Origin of the sequence: Paenarthrobacter sp. YJN-5 (assembly GCF_015040095.1) — a bacterium.
GTDB classification, from domain to species: domain Bacteria; phylum Actinomycetota; class Actinomycetes; order Actinomycetales; family Micrococcaceae; genus Arthrobacter; species Arthrobacter ureafaciens.
Genome location: NZ_CP053544.1, coordinates 1,919,526 through 1,937,932 on the forward strand (window position 1 = coordinate 1,919,526; position 18,407 = coordinate 1,937,932).

General features: G+C 65.5%; 10 protein-coding genes. 3 read left to right on the forward strand and 7 right to left on the reverse strand.

The window, feature by feature from the left end:
* Positions 1 to 25 precede the first annotated feature (25 nt).
* Complete coding sequence (locus tag HMI59_RS09235; RefSeq protein WP_193593453.1) at positions 26 to 331, forward strand: hypothetical protein; 306 nt, start codon at positions 26 to 28, stop codon at positions 329 to 331.
* A gap of 250 nt (positions 332 to 581) precedes the next feature.
* On the opposite strand, the gene HMI59_RS09240 is transcribed toward HMI59_RS09235, so the two are convergent.
* The 7 genes from HMI59_RS09240 to HMI59_RS09265 all read right to left on the reverse strand — a co-directional run bounded on the left by HMI59_RS09240 (position 582) and on the right by HMI59_RS09265 (position 15,295).
* Positions 582 to 953 carry an HU family DNA-binding protein gene (locus HMI59_RS09240; protein ID WP_193593454.1) on the reverse strand — a complete coding sequence of 124 codons (372 nt, stop codon included), beginning with the start codon at positions 951 to 953 and terminating at the stop codon, positions 582 to 584.
* A 108-nt stretch (positions 954 to 1,061) separates the two neighbouring features.
* A complete protein-coding gene (locus HMI59_RS09245; protein WP_193593455.1) occupies positions 1,062 to 1,427 on the reverse strand; it encodes a hypothetical protein in 366 nt (121 codons plus the stop codon).
* Between the two features lie 30 nt (positions 1,428 to 1,457).
* On the reverse strand, positions 1,458 to 3,212 hold the full coding sequence (locus tag HMI59_RS09250; protein ID WP_193593456.1) for a hypothetical protein: 1,755 nt from the start codon (positions 3,210 to 3,212) through the stop codon (positions 1,458 to 1,460).
* Position 3,213: 1 nt separating this feature from the next.
* Positions 3,214 to 4,611, reverse strand: coding sequence for a hypothetical protein (locus tag HMI59_RS25645; RefSeq protein ID WP_227471592.1), 1,398 nt, complete (start codon positions 4,609 to 4,611; stop codon positions 3,214 to 3,216).
* Positions 4,612 to 4,704: 93 nt separating this feature from the next.
* Positions 4,705 to 8,775: a hypothetical protein gene (locus HMI59_RS09255; protein WP_227471593.1), complete on the reverse strand. Its 4,071-nt coding sequence runs from the start codon at positions 8,773 to 8,775 to the stop codon at positions 4,705 to 4,707.
* Positions 8,776 to 8,941: 166 nt separating this feature from the next.
* Entirely contained in the window at positions 8,942 to 13,036 is a 4,095-nt protein-coding gene (locus HMI59_RS09260; RefSeq protein ID WP_193593457.1) for a type IV secretory system conjugative DNA transfer family protein, read from the reverse strand.
* A 126-nt stretch (positions 13,037 to 13,162) separates the two neighbouring features.
* Positions 13,163 to 15,295: a hypothetical protein gene (locus HMI59_RS09265; RefSeq protein WP_193593458.1), complete on the reverse strand. Its 2,133-nt coding sequence runs from the start codon at positions 15,293 to 15,295 to the stop codon at positions 13,163 to 13,165.
* A 365-nt stretch (positions 15,296 to 15,660) separates the two neighbouring features.
* On the opposite strand from HMI59_RS09265, the gene HMI59_RS09270 reads away from it, so the two are divergent.
* Positions 15,661 to 16,551, forward strand: a complete 891-nt coding sequence (locus tag HMI59_RS09270; RefSeq protein ID WP_193593459.1) for a hypothetical protein — start codon at positions 15,661 to 15,663, stop codon at positions 16,549 to 16,551.
* Positions 16,548 to 18,353, forward strand: a complete 1,806-nt coding sequence (locus HMI59_RS09275) for a DUF3883 domain-containing protein (RefSeq protein WP_193593460.1) — start codon at positions 16,548 to 16,550, stop codon at positions 18,351 to 18,353. The genes HMI59_RS09270 and HMI59_RS09275 overlap by 4 nt, the downstream gene beginning before the upstream one ends.
* Positions 18,354 to 18,407 lie beyond the last annotated feature (54 nt).

Genomic DNA, 18,407 nt, shown 5'->3' on the forward strand with positions numbered 1-18,407 from the left:
CAACCACATTCGAAACGAGGCCGTCATGTCCACTGAAGCTGTTCCAAACGCCGCCGGGTCTATCGGGACTGCCGGTGGCCGGCGCTACAAGGAGCCCACGTCCCAGCAGATTGAGGATGCCGGGGCCCTGATGTTCCTGGCGGCGACAAGGAAAGCTCTGCGGGACCAGCACCACATCTGGGATGTCGAGCTCGAGCTGGAAGTCACCTATACCGTCCACAACCAGCGCAGGTACTGCGTGCATGCCAGCGCCCGTACAGGTGAAAGCATTACCGGCACACACGGTGTCCTTGTACATCCTGCCAACGGAACTGTCGAATCGGCTGCCTAGAGCATTGCCAAAGCGGCCCGGACCGCAAGTGCCAAACGACGGCGAAAGGCCGCCATCAAGGTTGTGTGACTACTGGCCTTTACCGGGGAGGGGCTTCCGAGGACCTTCTGGCGTAATAAGCGACCCCTGACGATGCGCCGTGCACAGGGACCGGTCCTGGCACCTGCAGCCCCTTACACACATAAGAACCCCGGTGATGCTTCCGCATCGCCGGGGTTCTTATTTTTTTCTGTCAGCAGCTGTCCCTCGTCTATCCCGCCACCCGGGCAAGCCCCTCCTCAGCCTCGTCAAACTCGTCGATCAGCCTCAAGGTCTCCGGGCCACCCAGGTCAGCGTCCGGATCAAGCCGTCGATTGATGCTGCGTGACGCGGAGAACTTCAGCACCGAATAGTCATCCACGTCCTTCTTGCCGAACCGGACCTTGTGGCCTTTGTGCGTCTGCCGGGCGAAGCGGCCAAAGCCGGTGAGCACGACGGTGTCTCCACGGCGCACGGCGTCGGTCAGCTCCGCGATGAGCGACTCGTACACCTGACTCACCACCCTGATCGGCTGTCCGCTGCGGCCAGCCACCTTCGAGATGAATCCGCGCTTGCTGATCCGCGGATGAACCGTCGTCTTCATGCCCACACCTTTGTCCTATCGTCCCTCGTCGTCCGCTTCCTGCTTGAAACCAGTTTATCCGACAGGCCTGTCGAAAAGCGATCCACAGGCCTGTCGGTATCCATTCAACTAAAGCTCGAAATCCGGCTCAATGGACTGGCGGTCGTCCTTGTACTCGTAGTCAACTGACTCAATAATCGACCGGGTCTTCGGATCGCGCCGTGTGCTGACGATCTTGTCGTGGGACTCGTCGAACCGCTGCTGGTCGGCGATTCGGTGGGCCGCGTTGAGCTTGGCGTTGATGTTCTTATCGCCGAACTCCATCATCGAGCTCACCGAGGACTTCGCCCCCTGCTTGGTTGCGTTGACGTTCTTCTTGTTCTGCGAACGCTGCTGCTCCCAGCGGCCGCGGTCCTCGGGCGTGACGTACCCGAACATCTGGGCGAGCCGGGAACCGTACCGCTCCTGCTGCTCTACCTGCTGGTCGTCGCTCATGGTCCTGTCTCCTTCTCGTTCGTTTCCGGACTATGCCGGCTGGTAGTCCTCGGCCCCGTGGTCGCGGCTCCACTGGCCCTCCGGCCCCGGCCGGGCCGAGGGGCCGGGCCCCTGTCGGAAGGGCTGGGGCCGCGTGCGCTGCGCCGCCAGGAAAGTAGCCGGATCGTCGACCGCGGCCCGCATCCGGTCCTGCCAGTCCTCGCCGAGGGCCAGCTTGAGCTCGTGCTCAAAGTCCGGGTCTTCCTTGTTCAACTCCTCGACGGCATCCACGTAGGCGTTCGAGTAGACGCGCTGCTGCTCCTCGTCGGAGAGGCCGTCGATCTCCATGCACGCGAGCATGCTCTCGGACTGGTCGAGACGATCCTGGAGGTCCTCGGGCAGCCCGCGGGTGTCCAGGCCCTGCTTCTTAGCCGCGAAACCGATCATGTAGCCCATGACGCTGCCGCCGAGGGCCTTTCCGTCGCCACGCTGGACGCCGTCCAGCATCGCCGCCTTCATGGTTTCCGACAGCTGCACCTGGTGCTCGTCCGGCTCCATCGGTAGGCGCAGCGTGAACATACCCTCGTCGGGGATCCGCCGGCCCAGGTGGTCGTCGAACTCCCCGGTCCAGACCTCGCGTACCCTGTCGGTGCCCGCGAGGCGGGCCTCGTGCGGCGGGGCCTTGACGATGCGGCCATGCGCGACGCCATTGAACATCAGGCGCAACTCCGGCTCGGACTCCATCCGCTCGCCGATGATGGTCCGGGCCCGCTTGACCACCTCGGCGCGGTCGAGCCCGTCGTCCTCCATCTGCTGGCGCAGGCGCTTGCGCAGGGCCTTGTAGCTGGCGTTGATCTGCTTGCTGTCCTGCTCGGGGTCGCGCATCTTCCAGAAGGCGTTTTCCATCAGCGCGACCTCGGTCATGGCCGCGGACTCGGGGGTGAACAGCTCACGGTTGCCCCGCTCACGGCGCTCCAGGTCCTCCAGACGGGTACGCCAGCGCCGGGAAAGGAAGTCGTCCCTGCTGGTGGCCCACCGTCCGCCCGACTTCCCGGCCTGCCTCCCGCCGTCGTCGCCGGCGGCCTCCTGCGCCTCCGGCGCGCCCCCGAACAGATCTCCGACCAGGGCCGCCTGGCGCTCGGCCCTCTCGCCGATGTGCCGGGTCTTCGCGTCGATCCGGTCCTGGACCTTGTCCTTGAAGGGCTGCAGGTAGGAGTCCATCTCCTTCCTAAAGTCAGGAGCGAGCATCCGCATTGCCATCATCATGCCGGCGGCCTGGATGACCGAGTTCGGATTCACGCCGCGGGTGAGCGGGCGCAGGCAACCCTGCATCATCATCTGCATGTAGACCGCGTGCATCGCGTCGAACTCCTTGGCGCGTTCACCGTCATTGAAGCCGGGCACGAGCAGCCTCGAATCGCGCAGCGTCTGCATGTACGCCTCGCCCGCCAGCCGCGTTTCCGCCCGGAGCTTCAGCAGCCGCTCCCGGTCGTCGAGGCCGTCATCGTCGGCCGCAACGCGCTCCTGGTCGCGTGTACGCTGGCGCTCCCGCTCCTCGGTCCACTCCCGTGTCGTGGCCCCGAAGAAGCCGCGGGCACGGTCGCGCAGCCGCTCGCGCTGCCCCCGTGAGGTGTCGTGTCCGGCCTGCGTGTCCGGCTCGTCGACAATCTCCGCGTCGATGATGTCCTCCTCCTCGCCGTCCATCCCGTACACGGGATGGACGTGGCCCAAGGGGTCAACCGGCAGCGCCTTGCGCCCCCGACCCCTGCCGCCCGGACCCATTTCCCGCTCCGTGTCCTGTGTCATGTCAGCCTCCCAGTCCATAGTCATCATCACTCTGCTGCTGCCCGGTCTCGTAGTTTGGCGTCCAAGCCGGGCGACGGCCTCCCACGCCGACGGCGTGCGCCGAGCGCCGGCTGGCACCGCGTGCCCTGGCGGCCCCGTCCCCGGTCTGCGCGAGCACGTCACGCTTGACGACCGAGGAGTCCACGGAGACCTCATCGGCCTCCAGGCCATCCAGCCCGTCGAGGCCGTACGCCTCGAAGGCGTCGAGCTGGCGGTTCCCCGCGGCCCGCGCACGGCGGGTGCCCGCCGAGGCGAACTGCTCGTTCTTCTCGCTGTCGAAGACGCTCTCACGGTTCTTCGCAGCCTGCACCAGCGCCTCGAAGTCCCCGCCGTAGGCCATGCGGTCCATCACGGTGCCCGCCAGGGACGGGTCCTGCTCGAGGTTGCGCACGAGCCCGGTCTTGGGGTCCTCCAGCGCACGGGCCACACGGGCGACGCAGTCCGGATTGACCGAGACGTTGAACCCGTCCTTGGCCTCATAGAACTCGACGAACAGGGCCTCCCACTCCTCGGCCGTCGCCTGGATCGCCTCGCCGTCGGCGAACTCGGGACGCCACTGGCCGGGACCGGTGTGCTCAAGCTTGCGGCCGCGCCACAGATCGCGCCCGGGGCCCTGCAGCATCTCGTACTTGTGGCGGGCTTCAGCAGCGTCGTGCTTAGCCTGCAGGATCGACTGGGTCACCGGATAAGTCACCTCCAGTACCGCCTTCAGGTCAGCGCCGCGAAGGGCTCGCACCGCGCGCTGGGAGAACGAGCCGCCCAGGCCAGTACCGTGGGCCTTGATCGCCGTGGCGAACATGGAGGCCTCCTGGTCCTCCTGCGTGATGCCCGGCGTGCCCTGCTCGTCGCCGAGGTTGCGGGCGTAATCCCCGAGCTTCTTCTCGCTGCCCTTCGCCCCGGTCTCGACGCAGACTTCGCGCACGCTCTGCAGGTGCGCCTCGCGGCTGCTGAAGGTCAGCGCCGAGCCGAACTCGCCGCGCTGGGCCGAGCGATAGAGATCGCTGAGCTCCTCGACGAGGACCTCGTGGCCGGCGGCCACCTCGTGCGGGTCGCTGACGAACCGGAGGCGGTTCGCCTCCTTGACGGCACTCTCAAGGCTCTCCGCCAGCTCCGGACTCTTGGACAGCGCCACCTGGGTGTCCAGCGAGACCTGCATGGCCAGCGGGTGCGAGCCGTCGGCCTTCACCACGCCAGTGTCCAGAAGGTTCGCTCCGACCGAAAGCCTGGCCATCGCCTCGGCCTTGGCGGCCTCGCTGTGCAGCCTCACGACGGCGACCGCGTCACCGTCGAAGTCGCCGTCGAAGCACTGGTCCATCACCGGGTTGATCGCCGCGCCGGTGAGCCGGTCGTCGATCGCCACGCGCATGTAGCGCACGCCGGCGTCGCGCAGGACCGGGTCACGCCAGACCAGCGCGTGGTCGCCTTCGGCCAGGCCCAGCTGCTCGGCCTTGACCTAGCTCAGAGCGATCTGATCGATGTCCAGCCGCGGGTCGGCAGTCCAGACCATAGTGGCCGAGTCCGACAGGCGAGAGCTCATCAGCCCGGTCTTGAAGATGTTGTTCTTGCCAGTCAGCACCCGGTTCTGCACGTCCGTGGTGACCGCCTCGAAGGCACGCTGGGCCCGCGAGACAGACTCGCTCATGCCCCGGCGCACCTCGGCGCGCTTGTCCGGCGACAGTCCGTGGTCGTCCAGCTGCTCGGCCATGTACCGGTAGCGGCAGGCTTCGACGAAGACGTCCTGGTAGCTGCGCGTGTAGTCGTGCGTGACCGACGTGCCGTCGTCGAACTCCTGGCCGCTGCGCAGGTGCGAAGAGAGCACCGGCACCTTCCACGAAGTCGCACTGACCGTCTCGGTCAGCTGACCCGTCGGATAGGTCAGCGGAAAGGGGATTTCCATGTCGCCGCCGCGATCGCCGATCAGGTCGCCGAAGGACTTGCGCATGGACGTGGTGTTCAGCCCCGGCGTCGCCCCCTCGCTGCGCGGCTGCGTGCGCATCAGCTCCGGCATCGGGATCAGACGGCGCTCAGGCCGCTCGTCGACACTCTCGGCCTGGCCCACGACGCGCAGGGTGCCGTCGGCCTCCATGTCCAGTCCCGCCACCAGCAGAAACTCGCGCAGGTTCGACTCGGCACCGGAGTTGTGGCCGTAGAACTCGCGCATGATCGCCGGGCAGTCCTGGGACTGCAGCGCCCAGGCCAGCTGCGAGGAGGCCTTGCGCCCCTTGCCAGCGCGCACCTGTTCGTCGTCGTAGATCTTGGTCTTCTCGTCGACAGCCATGTGGGTGACCACGAACCGCATCTCGCCCAACCCTCCGTCGACCGGCCCGGCCTCTGGGCCCTGGACGGCCGGGCGGCGGATGTCGCCCACGGAACCGCCCATCAGCTCGCGCGCCGATCCGGCGTTGCGGCGGGAGATCAGCGAGAACGGGCTCATCACCACGTCGATGCCCGGGTTCTCCCTGAACCAGGCCACCTCCTGCTCCAGGCCCTGGGCACGTACCTCGTCCGGGTTCATGTGGCGATCGACCACCAAAGAGACGACACCCTTGTTGCCGTGCAGATCGCTGATCTTGTCGCCCACGACAAGGTCACGCAGCTGGCCACCGGCCCCGCGGATCCGATGCCGCTCGGTGAACTCCGTCGACACCACGATCGGGTCATCGGCCGTCCAGCCGCCGAAGGTCATCAGAGCGGTGCCGGTCGGCTTCGTCACCTCGGAAGACTGCATGATCGTCGAGGCCGTCATCTGCTGACGGTCGAACGGGTCGTAGCGCAGCGTCTCCAGCTCCGGCCGGCTCATCAGCGGGGCGCGGGAGCCGGTCACGGTTTCCTGGTCACCCGGCTCAATTGTGCCGTCGGGGCGCACGGCGGCATCCTCAGTGAGGTAGCGCACGATGCCCTGGTTGGTTGCACCGCCGGTCATCACCGGATCGAAGAAGCCGCCGGGAGCCGTCACATGGTTACGGTCGGTTCCCGTGAGCACCGTCATGTTCCGTCCACCGGTGAGCCGCCAGGCGTCGAAAACGTTGTCGTCGGCCGGGTCGGTGCGATCGCGTTCGGCGCGGTACTCGGCGTAGATCGTCGAGCCCTGCTTGATCTCGTTGGAGTAGCGCACGCGCTTGGCCTCGGTCTCGAGGATCGAGGCCGTCCACTCGTCCAGTCGTGCTGTGGTCTTGCCGGTGGCAGGGTCGACCTCATACGTCGTGGCCCGTTCGATGAAGTCAACCGGGTGCTTGGTGCCGTAGAGCTGGGAGTACACCGCGTTCAGCGAGGCCGGCTCGCCGGTCCGGCTACGGCCGGAGACGAGGTCACCGGCAAGCTGGTACTGGATGCGCTCGTGCATCAGCTGTTCGTAGCCGCGAAGCACCGTACGCTCCTCGACCGACTTGGGAGCCTCGCCCGGGGTCTGGGCCTTGATCCGTGCCTCGTAGCCGGGGACGATCAGCGCGTTCTCGCCACTGGCGAAGCGCGTGACGATCTCCCCGTAGCTGCCGACATCGAAGACCTGGCCGATCTCACCGGAGACAGGAGTAGCCTTGCCGTCACGACGCAGCTTTTCGGCGGTCCAGCTGATGACGCCCTGCGCGTCGACCAGGATCTCACCCGGCGTCGCGGCGTTGCGCTCGATGCTCTCCCGGACGGTCTGACCGATCCGGCGCATGAACTCGGAGGGGTGCTCGGCGATGGGGACGGCGGTAGCCGCTTGGAAGGAGACGATCCGGTCCTTGAAGCGGGTCGCCTGGAAGCTGGTACCCATGAGCTCGGTGGGAGGCACCCCGCAGCGGCGCAGGGCCGAGGCGAGGTTGTCCAGGTTCGACCACTGGCCGGTCGGACTGGTCATGTACTTGGCGACGCGGGCGGGGTCGAAGCGCTGGTCGAGCCACTCGCCGTCGATCAGGTGCGGCTCGGCATCCCAGGTGCCGACCAGCTCGAACGGAACGTCATCAGCGTGCGCACGGACCTTGTCGGCGGCCGTGCCGCCATAGACGAGGTTGCCCAGGTCCGGAAGCTCACCGGCCCGCAGCTCGCCGATCTCCTCCAGGCGCTCCTGGTACATCTCCTCCGTCCCGCCCGGACGCAGCAGCTCGCTGCGCGCTCCGGTGAGCACGTCCCAGTAAGAGCGCTGAATCGCCGCGACCTCGGGGTCAGAGGCATACTCCGGGGGCTCGATCTCGTCGAGCGCGCCCTCGGTGCGCTGCAGCTCAGACTCCGCGCGCAGGATCAGCTCCTCGACGCCCAGGGCGGCGCGCAGGTTCTCCTGCGCGGTCTCCACGGCCTCGCGACCGTAGGCCTCGGCCGGCTCTGCGTCCACGAAGAAGGTCGGCAGGGAGCGGTTCTTGGCATCCCGGCGCAGCATGACCTTGGACCCGGGCCGCGGGGCGCTCTCACCCGGGACGACGTAGTCCGCGACGACGAACATGCTCTCGCGGTCGACGTGATAGCTGTCCGGCACGTCGATGAGGGAGCGGCCGCGGCCGTGCTCGGGGTGGCTGGAGCCGACGACGCCGACCACCGTGCCGGGAAGGTCTTCGCGTTCGATGGGTAGGCCTTGGGCGAAACGCAGCAGCCGCACGGCGTCCTCGGAAGTCGGGGCGGGAACGGCCATGCCGCCGGGCACCCGGTGATTTGTGCTGTAGCGCAGCACCGTTCCGTTGTCGTAGATGCGCGCCCCGGCGTACTCCTCCTGGCGCGTGTCAGTGAGACGGATCTCCATGCCGGTCCCGGAGATCCGGGCCTTGATCTGCCCGGGCTCACGGTCACGCAGGACCTCGTAGGCCACGCCCTGGGATTTCAGCTCCTCGAGCAGCGCCGCCGAGCGCGCCACCGCCCGCTGGGACATGAAACGGTTGCGGTCAACGCGGCCGGTCTGCGGGTCGCGTCCGCCGTCGATGACCCACTCGCGGACCTGGTCGTACTCCTGGCGGCTCATCTTGTCCATGAGCGCCGTGAGGCCTGCGGCGTCGTCGTTGGTCATGGCACGGCCGGCCTCATAGGGCTTACCGTCCTCATCGAGCCGCCAGAGTGTCATGTTTCCACGGCGCGGCTCAGACAAGGACTCCACCTCGCCGCCGGCGTTCTTCACGATCGTCTCATCGGGGATGTACAGCAGTTCGGTACCTGCGCGCTTCACCGTCGCACGCTCGGACCAGGCCGGGTCGTAAGGGCTGATCGGCAGCCGCGCCGAACGCGGGTCGACCTCCGCTCCGACGCCCGTGGCACGGGTGAACTCGCGCTGCAACGTCTGGTAGCGCTCGTTGGCGGGGGAGTGGTCGCCGAACTGCGGCTCGTAGTCCGGGACGCGCTCGGAGAAGGCCGTGTCGATCGCAGTCAGACACGCGGTGACGCCGAGTCCGGGATCAGCCAGGGCGGTTCCGCGCTGGCTGAGGATCTGGTCGACCCGTGCGCGGATGGCCTTCGCCTGGGAGATCGGAATGATCTCTCCGCTCTGCTCCCGGGCCTGCTCAACTGCCTTGTAGAAGACGTACTCATAAAAGTACCGCCTCAGTCCGTGTGCCTTCTTCATTGCTACTCAGCCTCCTGTGGACGCTCGGGGACATAACTATGTATAGATCATACAGTCATGAGTCGAATGAACGCGATAGACGAGTCGGAAACGAGCCAAAAGACGAATGCCGGGACAGTCGAATTGCATCGACTGTCCCGGCACGGAGCGAATAGACCCGCCGGCACTACCCCCGGGACTTCATCTCGACGGCCATGGCCCGGTCGAAAGCGCCGTCGGCCAGGACCTCCCAGCTGGGCAGCGAGGCTAGGTACGTGTAAAAGGCCGCGTGCACCTTGACCGTGGCCAGCGACCGGAGATCCTCCTCGGTCACGTCCTGCTCGGCGAACACGCGCGTGCCCTCGTCGCTGATCTGGCCGTTGATCCTGCGGGCGGCGTCGGTGTAGGCATCGGAGCGGACCTGGCTGATGTAGGTCTTCGACCCGTCGGCGCTGCGCAGCTCGCCGTCCCCGCCGACTGAGAAGTGCTCGCGGTCCCGCTGCATCTCCACCAGCGCGGTCTTGTACGCCTCACCAATCTCAAGGTCCAGAGCCTTGACCTTCGCCGAGCCGTCGAGATTGATCAGCATCTCCTTGCTGACGGTGCCCTCGGCGTAGACCAGGCGCTTGTGGTCCTTCTGCGTCGCCTGGTGGGCAGCCACGGTCGCGGCCACCTCCACGTCCTCCAGGAACTCCTCGTCGTTGCCCAGCATCATGGCTTCGTAGTCGTCCGGATCCACGACCACCGGGGCGTTGGGATCGCCACTCTCATCGGTGAAAACCATGCGCGTGATGACCTCCATGACCTCGTCCGAGTAGACGTCCGGGTCGAGGCGTTCGATGTCGATGTCCTTGTAGTCGTACGTCTCCTGGTAAAGGGTCTTCGCGTCGGCCGCCCTGACCGCCTGGGCCATGCGCTTGTCGAGCATCTTGACGAAGTCCGGCTGGTTCATGCGCACGTCGAACTCCATCGCGGAGCTGAGCGTGGGGATCGTCTGCAGCGAGTACTCGTGCCCCGGATGGGTGATCGTGTTGCCGAGCAGCTTAAATGACATCGGCAGGATCGTCTCATTGCGGTTCCAGACCGGCGCGTCACCGGCGCGCAGCACGATGGAGTTGCGCGGCGAGAGGAAGGCGAAGTCGTTGTACTTGATCAGCGGCTCCTCCTCCGTCGACCAGGTGCGCGAAATCGCTCCGTCCGTCTTCCCGCCGACCACCTTGTCCAGGTTCTGCGTGATCTGCTTCGAGCTGGCGTGGGTACGGTGGGTCTTGCCGCTCATCTTCTCCAGCGTCTCGATCATCGAGTCGTCGGTCGACTTGAGGAAGACGATGTTGCTCGTGTTTCCCTGCACAATCTTGTCGACCGACTCGCCGTAGACGTCGCGCAGCTGCTGCAAAGTCTGCAGGATGAGCGTGAACTGCTGCTCCTGGCCGAGGCCGATGGAGAGCATGGTCTCCAAGCCGGCGATGCCGTTGCCGTCGGACTGCAGGTTGCCGAGCTCGTCGAGCATGAACCGGGTGCGGTAGAGCGGCTTCTGGTTCGACTTGGTCATGTACGACTGGTCAAACGAGACGTCCACCAGCTGCTTGACCAGGATTAGGATCAGCTTGGCGTACTTCATCAGGTGCGGGGGAGTGACGAGAAAGACCGCCTTGGGCGACTCCGAGTACCGCGCCATCGTCTGCGTGATCGCGCGCGCCCGGACCTCGACCTCCTCGGGGTGCCCGCCGCCGGAGAAGTCCAGCTTGCGGCTCGGGAAGGTCGTATCGCCGGGCTGGAACGAGAGGATCTTCCCGTCACGGGGGCCGCCCTCGCGCACCGGCCGCAGCTCGCGCAGCACGCCGTTCTTCACGATCTTCTTGCCTGTGACCGGCTCGACCACGAAGTGCCGGCCGTTGAGGGAGAGCTGGTAGCTCTTGCGGAAGTGGAAGTAGAAACTGCGCACAAGCATGCCGCTCTGCGGGTTCTTCAGCTCCAGCTTCAGCCAGGCCTCGTCGCCGGGGAAGATTCCCTTGAAGTTGTAGCGCGCCCAGCCCACGCGGCCGACGATTTCCGAGTGCTCGAAGTCCTTGCCAAGATTCCGGGTGAACATCGGGTCGGCGTACGCCGACCAGCTCGCCATCTGCCCGAGCAGGTGGTCGCGCTTCATGAAGTTCGGCGAGAACCGCACGCCCAGCCGCCGGGGGAAGGACAGGCCCGCCAGGTCAGTGTTCTGGCTCGGCTTGCCCGAGGTCAGGGTCGAGATCGTCGGGTCGGTGAAGAAGCTCATGCCCGTGATCGCGATGCCGTAGACCGAGGACATCATCTTCTCCGCACCGGCCATGGCGACCAGGGCGTTATGGGCGTTGCCGACGAGCGTGCGCATCGAGTTGCGCGGCAGGGCCTGGGTGGCGTTGAAGTAGAGCGTGAGCAGGTCCTGCTCAGCCTTGCTCTCCCACAGGAAGTCCTTCTCGGCGACCTTGGCCTGCTCCTCGGCCAGCGCCTCCTCGTCCTCCTCGAACTCGCCGTTCTTGATGCGCTTCTCCAGCTCGGCCGCGGGGTTCTTCCACTTCTTCGAGGTCAGCTGCACGAAGAGCTGGTAGCAGTTGTACAGCGTGACCTTTCCCCACATGTCGTCCAGCCGCTGCTCCAGCGTGGCCGGGTCCATTCCGGTGGCTGCTGCGTACTCGCGCAGCTCACGCTCCTCCTCGAGGTAGTAGTCAATAAGACCGTAGGCGGCCCGTTTGAAGGCGTTGTTCGCCGCGTTCGGCCAGACCGGGTCCTCACCGCCGTCCAGCGGGAAGAAGACCTCGCCGATGTTCTCGATGTAGAGCGCGCACTTGGTTGAGTCGCCCTCGCGGGCGGCGTCGGCGGCCATGCCCAGCGGGTTGTAGATGTCGGTCTTCATCGCGTTGATCAGGTTGAACTGCACCGGCTCGAAGCCGCGCGTGACCAGTGGGATGTAGTTCTTGACGAGCAGCTCGCCCTTGGGGTCGTTGATGACCATGTTCGAGGGCTTCTTCTCCCGCGACCACATGTCGATCATCGGCTCGATGTAGGTCTGGCCCTTGCCCGCGCGGGTGATGGCCAGCACCATCGTGTTCACGGGAGCAGTGTCGACGATGTAGGCACCGGCGGGACGCTGGACTTCGTACGCCGGAAACTCCCAGTCGTCGGTGATCAGGTCCGACACCGTGCGGTAAGGCCCGAGCTTGTCACGGTTCGCGCCCTGAAGCTTGCCAGGGTCCTTCGCCTCTTTGGCCTTGCGCCGGCTCTCCTCGGTCGGCGGGTTGTACGGGATCACCGTGGCGTCGTACTTCCGGCGCAGCCGCTTGTCCCGGGGCAGGCCCGAGGCGTCGAAGAGCGCCTCGCCGAACTCCTCGTCGATCAGCGGCAGGGTCTCGACCAGCGGCTCGCCGTCGTCGCCGTCCAAGACCTCACCCTTGTAGTAGACGATATTGCCGTCCTGGTCGATCACGTCGGACTCTGCGCGCCGGGAGACCTCGACCGTGCCCAGCCCCTTTTTGCTGAGCATCATGTGACTGATCATCGAGCTGACCTGCACCCCCGAGTGCGCGCCGGCGTCCGGGAACCAGTCGTAGTTCTGCTGGACCTCCTCCGGCAGCGCGATGTGCTGGTCGTTGCGGTGGTCGTTGATGTCCGTGTGGTCGACCGTCGCGTTGTGCTTGGCGACCTGGCGTCCGGTCCAGATGGAGATCACGATCATGACCAGCGCGCCCGATCCCAGCGTCAGGAAGAGCTTGAACCCGGTGACGGACCCCAGCTGCGCGCTGACGCTTGTCGCCGTGGGCGTGGCCCCCTGGTCAGCCTTCGGGGCGTCCTGGGCGGCGCTGCCTTCTTGGGTCCACCACGCGGGCACCGGGACGTCCTTGAGATCCGGGTAGCATTTCGAGCCGATCTCGGGGTGACCCTTCTCGTTGACGGCGCGGTAGCACGTCATCGGGGCCCCGCCCTGGCCTGTCGTGGTGTCCTCAACGTAGAACGAGTCCGGCTTTCCGCTACTGTTTCCGCCCAGCCCACCGCCCATCGTCGCCCCGAGCGTGAGCACTGCCGTTGCGATGACGGAGTACAGCACCCACGCCACGATCGCGACCAGCAGGCCAGCGACGCCGGCGAGCACGAGGCCGGGGGTGTTCGACTTCTTGCTCAGCCGCTCGCCGCGGTCCAGCTGCTGGTCTTCATAGACGTCCCGGTTCGTCAGCGTCTCCTCCGGCCGACGCGCCGAGATCTTCTCCCAGCCGCTGGCCTTGGGCCGTGCCGCCCTGCGCTTGCTGCCTGACATGGTTCTCCCTGCCTGTTTCCGCGTGTGTCTGTGTGTCCTGCGCCTGTTGTAATCCCGGAAGACGCTGACGGCGCACGGGGTGCGTGCCCCATGCGCCGTCAGGCCCCCGTCGATCTCCGAGTCGGATCAGCCGCCCATGGCCGCCCCGCCGATGAAGCCGGCGAGGCCGCCGAGCATGGGCAGCGCGACGATCAGGGCGATGAGCATCTTGTTGTAGCGGCTCTGGATCTCCGAAGCCCGGGCCAGCTCGCTGGCGTAGGACTCCTTGTCGGCCGCCATCTCCTCCAGCCGCGCCTCGTAGCGGCGCTTGACCGAGTCCTCGACGACCTCCATCTGCTGCAGCAGGTCCGTGTTGCGCTGTGTGGCCGAGTCGGTCTTCTCCTTCTCGAGGGACAGGCTGTGCTGCCATTCCGCCTCGCGGGCCTGCATCTGGGTGATCGCGTCCTTGCGGTTGCGGTCGAGCTCATCCTCCATCCGGCGGATGCGGTCGGCGTGCTCGTTGCGGATTGACTCCAGCAGCGCCTCCTGCTCGCGGCGCATGACGCCGATCTCGTCGGTGGTGCGCTGGTGCTCGGCCAGAGCCTCGGCCTGGGCGATGTCCGCCTTGCGGTTGTCGTCGACGATCCGCTGGATCTCGGCCTTCCACTGCCCCAGACGCTGCTCCTCGGCCTCGAGGTAGGCCTTCTGCTTCTCGGCCAGGACCTCGAAAATCCGCGTAGTGCCGACCTGCATCTTCAGGGCGGCGTCGGAGCGGCGCACGCGCAGGATCTCCTGGCGGTCGTGCGAGTAGGAGTTCTCGAGCACCCGCTCGATCTCGGCGACGGCGTCGGCCTGCTCGCGCTCCATGCGGGAGCGGTTGCGCTCCTTGTACTGGATCTCCGCCTGGAGGGCGGCCTGCTCGGCGAGCTTCTTCGCCTGGGCCTCGTAGTCCTGGACGATCTCGGCCTTGCGGGTCCGGATCCGCTGTTCCTTCTCGGACTCCCGCTCGCGGTGTGCCGCCTCAGTGCCGTCCTTGAGCGCCTTGTAGCGCGAGCCCTCGCGGTCGGTGGCCACGTCCCGGATGACCTGCTCGACGTGGGCCGACATGAGGTTCACGTACAGCGTGCGCAGTTCGTCCTCGTGCGCCCACCGCAGCTGGGCAAGGTCGGCGTTGGCCTGCCGGTTGAGCTGGGCGACCTGGTCGCCGAGCCATTCGGTCGCACCCTGCGGGACCTCGATCTGCACGACCGGCGCGCCGATGGCGAAGGTCGCATTGAACTCGTCCAGGCGGACGTCGAGGTCCAGGTCCTCGGAGAGGAAGCGGCGGGCGATGACCTCGCGCACCTGCTCCTGGTTCTCCAGCAGCACGGCTTCCTCCCCGGACGGGGCGTACGCCGTATCGCCGGCGGTCACGGGACCGGATTCCTCGTCGAACTCCTCGAAGCCGGTCGGGCCGTCGAAGCCGGGCTCCGGCTCCACCGCAACCGGGGCCGCGTCCTCGTCTCCGAAGTCGACGGCTTCGTCGTCGAACACGGGCTCATCGCCAGCAGCGTCGAAGACAGGCTCGTCGCCGGCACCCTCGTCCCCGCCGGGGATCGAGTCGAAGATCGGGTCACCCTCGTCTGCGGTGTCCACGGCGGCAACAGCGTCCGCGTCCGCCGCGGGAAGGGTCCCGGGCTCGTCGGTGGTGACGCCGCTGTGCTCGCGCCAGGCCTGCGCTCCGACAGCCTCCTCGAGGCTGAGCGCGCCGGAAGCGACCTCCTGGGCCTGCTTGAACGTAGCCTCGGCCACCAGGTCCACCAGCAGTTCGCCGCTGGGCTTCTGCCAGACGACGGCCCAGGAATACTCCGCGCCAGCCAGGAGCGAGTACTCCTCCATGCGCGCAAGCGTCTCGGTGTTAGGAATGATGCCGAAAACCTCTTCACCCAGCATCTCTGCCGTGGCGACGGTCTTGATCTGGTCGGAGTCAATGAGCTCGATGAGCGAGCCCTTCGCCTCGTCGCGGCCGTGCCGCTTGCTCAGCCCGTCGATGGACTCGGCGGCCAGCACGAGCATGACCCACGCCGTGCCGCTGGGGAAGACGAACTTCGCGTTCGACCGCAGCAGTTCGACTGCGGCGGGGATCGCCGTCTCCCTGACCACGGACGACAGCAGCTCGTCAGGCTTCTTCTTCCGATCCTTGTTCCGGCTTCCCGCAGCCGTGCCCAGAATGCCCATTGGTGCCGATCCCTTCGATGATGAAACGCAGTTCGCCTGATTTATGAGTATCCTATCTCTCATCAGTCCATAGGGGCAACAATGGTGAGTCGATAGATTGCCGACTAACTGAGACTCAAGCTCGATAGACATTCCGCTGAGCCCCACGGCTCGCCCACCTTCAGCTCGTTGTTGGCCGAGATCTGCGCTCCGTATCTGGTCACCTTGTTCGGGCGCGTCCGCCCATCACCCCGTAGGAAATAGCCGGCACGCACTCCACGGGAAACTGGGGGCTGTATGGGGGTATGTCGGGGCAGAGTTCATCGGCGAGTGACTGCGGCTACACTGGCGGCGGGCCAGCATCAGCAGAGACCGCGCTCTTTTTCCGGTGCATTCGGCTCGGTGTGTTCGAGTTTCGCCAAACCAGAGAAGACGTAGAGGGGCAAGCAATGGGGGAAAACAAGCAGATCACTCCGCTGGATGTTGAGATCGACGAGATCGGTCTCTCGGTGCTCGGCTGGGAGATCTTCAACTTCCAGGCACGCCTTGTCATGAAGGAGTACAGGCGAAGCGACGTGCTCTACCAAGTCGCAGCATCGGCGGAAGTCCGCTTCCATCCTGACGACTGGCAGGTCCGCTACGACGCCTCGAACCTCTCTGAGGGCGAGTACCTGTCCCCGATCGTGTGGCAGTTGCGGTCACGATCTCGTGGGGCGCTCATGTCCTATCAGGAGATGATCCTCTCTCTGAAGAAGAAGGAGGTCCGCGCTCCCAAGATGGTTTCTGCCTCCATGGAACCCTGGGAGGGCAAGGGCATGGGCGATCCCAGAGACCTTTATGTGTGGGTCGGGGGCGTCGACTGGGAAGAGATTGACGGGTGGCACTCCAAGCCATCCTTCGAGTGGCGTGACATGCCTTGCGAAATCGTCGATTACACGACCTCGCGAGGGGTCAAGATCGACGTGAAGGAATACTCAGCACGACTGCGAGATAGCAAGAAACTCGAAGTTTCGGTGCGGGCCATCCATCCGCTCGGCAGTGCGGAAGTCCTTTTTGCAGCATTCAAAGACTCTGAGGAATTCTACGGCGATCCGTATGACGAACTGGACGAGCAGGAAGATTTCGTTGTCCAGGCTCCCGACGTGTTCGTTAACGTCTTTGATGCCTCGGGCTTCCTTCTGGACCAGCGGGAGACCTCGAACTACAGGTGGGTTACAGTCGGCACTGGCGGTGCGGTCCCCAGGCGCTACCCCTCCTTCATCCAAGTCGTCGCCTTCGACCTCGATGACTTTGCAGGCGATCCTGCGCGTATCGTGATTCGCATCCAGGATCCGTCGTGAACGCCCTCGTTGGTGCAGCAAGAGCCTTGCGCGACCAGCTGATTCAGGAACATGCCTTGGCACCTGGGCTGTTCCATGAGATGGCACGGATCGAGGCGCTCCTGGCTGAGACCTACCGCACGAGAGTGTTGTACGAACTCCTCCAGAACTCGGACGACGCGGGTTCTACTGCTGTCATTGTCGACATGAGCGATCCAACACGCCTGACGTGGGGGAACAATGGACGTGCATTCAACGAGGCCGACATCGAGGCGCTGTGCCGTAGTGCCACTTCGAGCAAGAAGCGGGGCGACGGCGCAATCGGCTATCGAGGCATCGGCTTCAAATCGGTCGCGGCGCTCTCAGAAGTCGTAAGTGTCACGTCCGACGGCGTCACTCTCATCTTCGACCGTGAAGCCGCGGCGTCAGCGCTCAATGCGCCAGCCGAGTCTGTGCCGCTGCTCCGCGTCCCCGCCTCTGTGGTGGAAGCGAGGCCCGAGGCGGGCGCGCAGTTCACGCTGAAACTTATCCCCGCACAACGTGAGCAACTTGCGCTCGATCCAGTCGCGATGCTGTTCCTGCGCAACGTCACCGACCTCACTATCCGTCGCCCAGGCGGTGAGCAGCGAATACGCTGCGTCGGCTCCACCAACCATGTGGCACTCGAGGTCGACGGACGCCTCGCCGAGTTCGAGCGCTCCGCGGAGGGCGACACTGTTCTCCTGGTCCCGTTGAACCCCCATGCCGAGTCGATTACCGGGCGTCGTGGCCGGCTGTGTTGTTTTCTCCCGCTAGAAGATGAACTTGCACTGCCAATCGTGGCTTCGGGACACCTTCTCACCGACCCTTCGCGAACTCACGCTGTGTCGGGAGACGACAGTACGCGTGCAGTGATAGCAACAATCGGAAGGCTTCTCGCCCAGATCCTTTCAGACCCCACGAGCCCAGTCTGCGATCGGCTCTGGTCACTAATCCTGTCCGGCGAAGACCTGCGTACGGTACTCATGGCTGGTGAATCTACTCCGGCCAGCATGCTGCTCAACGCCATTAAGACAGCATTCGCGGCCATCAAGTGGTCCTTTGCGTTCTCCGAGGTCCCACTCGAGCCTTCTGACGTGCCCCGGATCTTTCCTCACGGCGCGCCCCCGTCGATCTACAGCCGCGATGCGTCGTCCCAGGCTCGAGCGCTACGCACCATCTTCGGTGCACCTACCTTGCGTGCTAGGGAAATCGCCGAGAAGGTCGAACCGCACGCAGTGAGCGGCGAGACGCGAGCCGCTCTCACAAAGCATCTTGTCGACTTGGCGCGTACTGAGGGGCGTCCGCTGACTGTCAGGGAACAGCTGTTTGCCGGGCAGGCCTCTGCCCCATCGAAGTCCAGCGACCCGGCCACCTCCACCGGGGCAAACAGCACGAAGCGCCCCTCACCTGAGGAGGGCTTCGGCGGGGCGCTCGCCCGATGGCGTGCCGCCGAGGTAGCCGCGCTGGAGCATCTCAACGCCCGTGGCTGGAGTCTCCAGGATGTCAGTCGCCGGAACGTCGGGTATGACCTGGCTGGTACCAACCCAGACGGCGCAGACGTTCACATCGAGGTCAAGAAGGTCGAAGGCAAGGACGCACGCTTCGCACTGACCAACAATGAGATGGCCGTGATGGTCGGCGTGTCCTCTCGCTATCTTCTGGCGCTTGTCATCGGTGACGGACCATCAGCACAACTCGCGCTACTCGATCCGCTTCGCGACATGGTGCCGAGGGAGCGTGTCTGTCGCCGCTGGGAATGGGAGTACACCGACTGGAGCAGTTTCGCTGAAATCGTCCACTAAGGGTCTCTTTCAGGACGTTCTTGATAGATCGTGAGTGAAAAGAGGCAGGTCCGG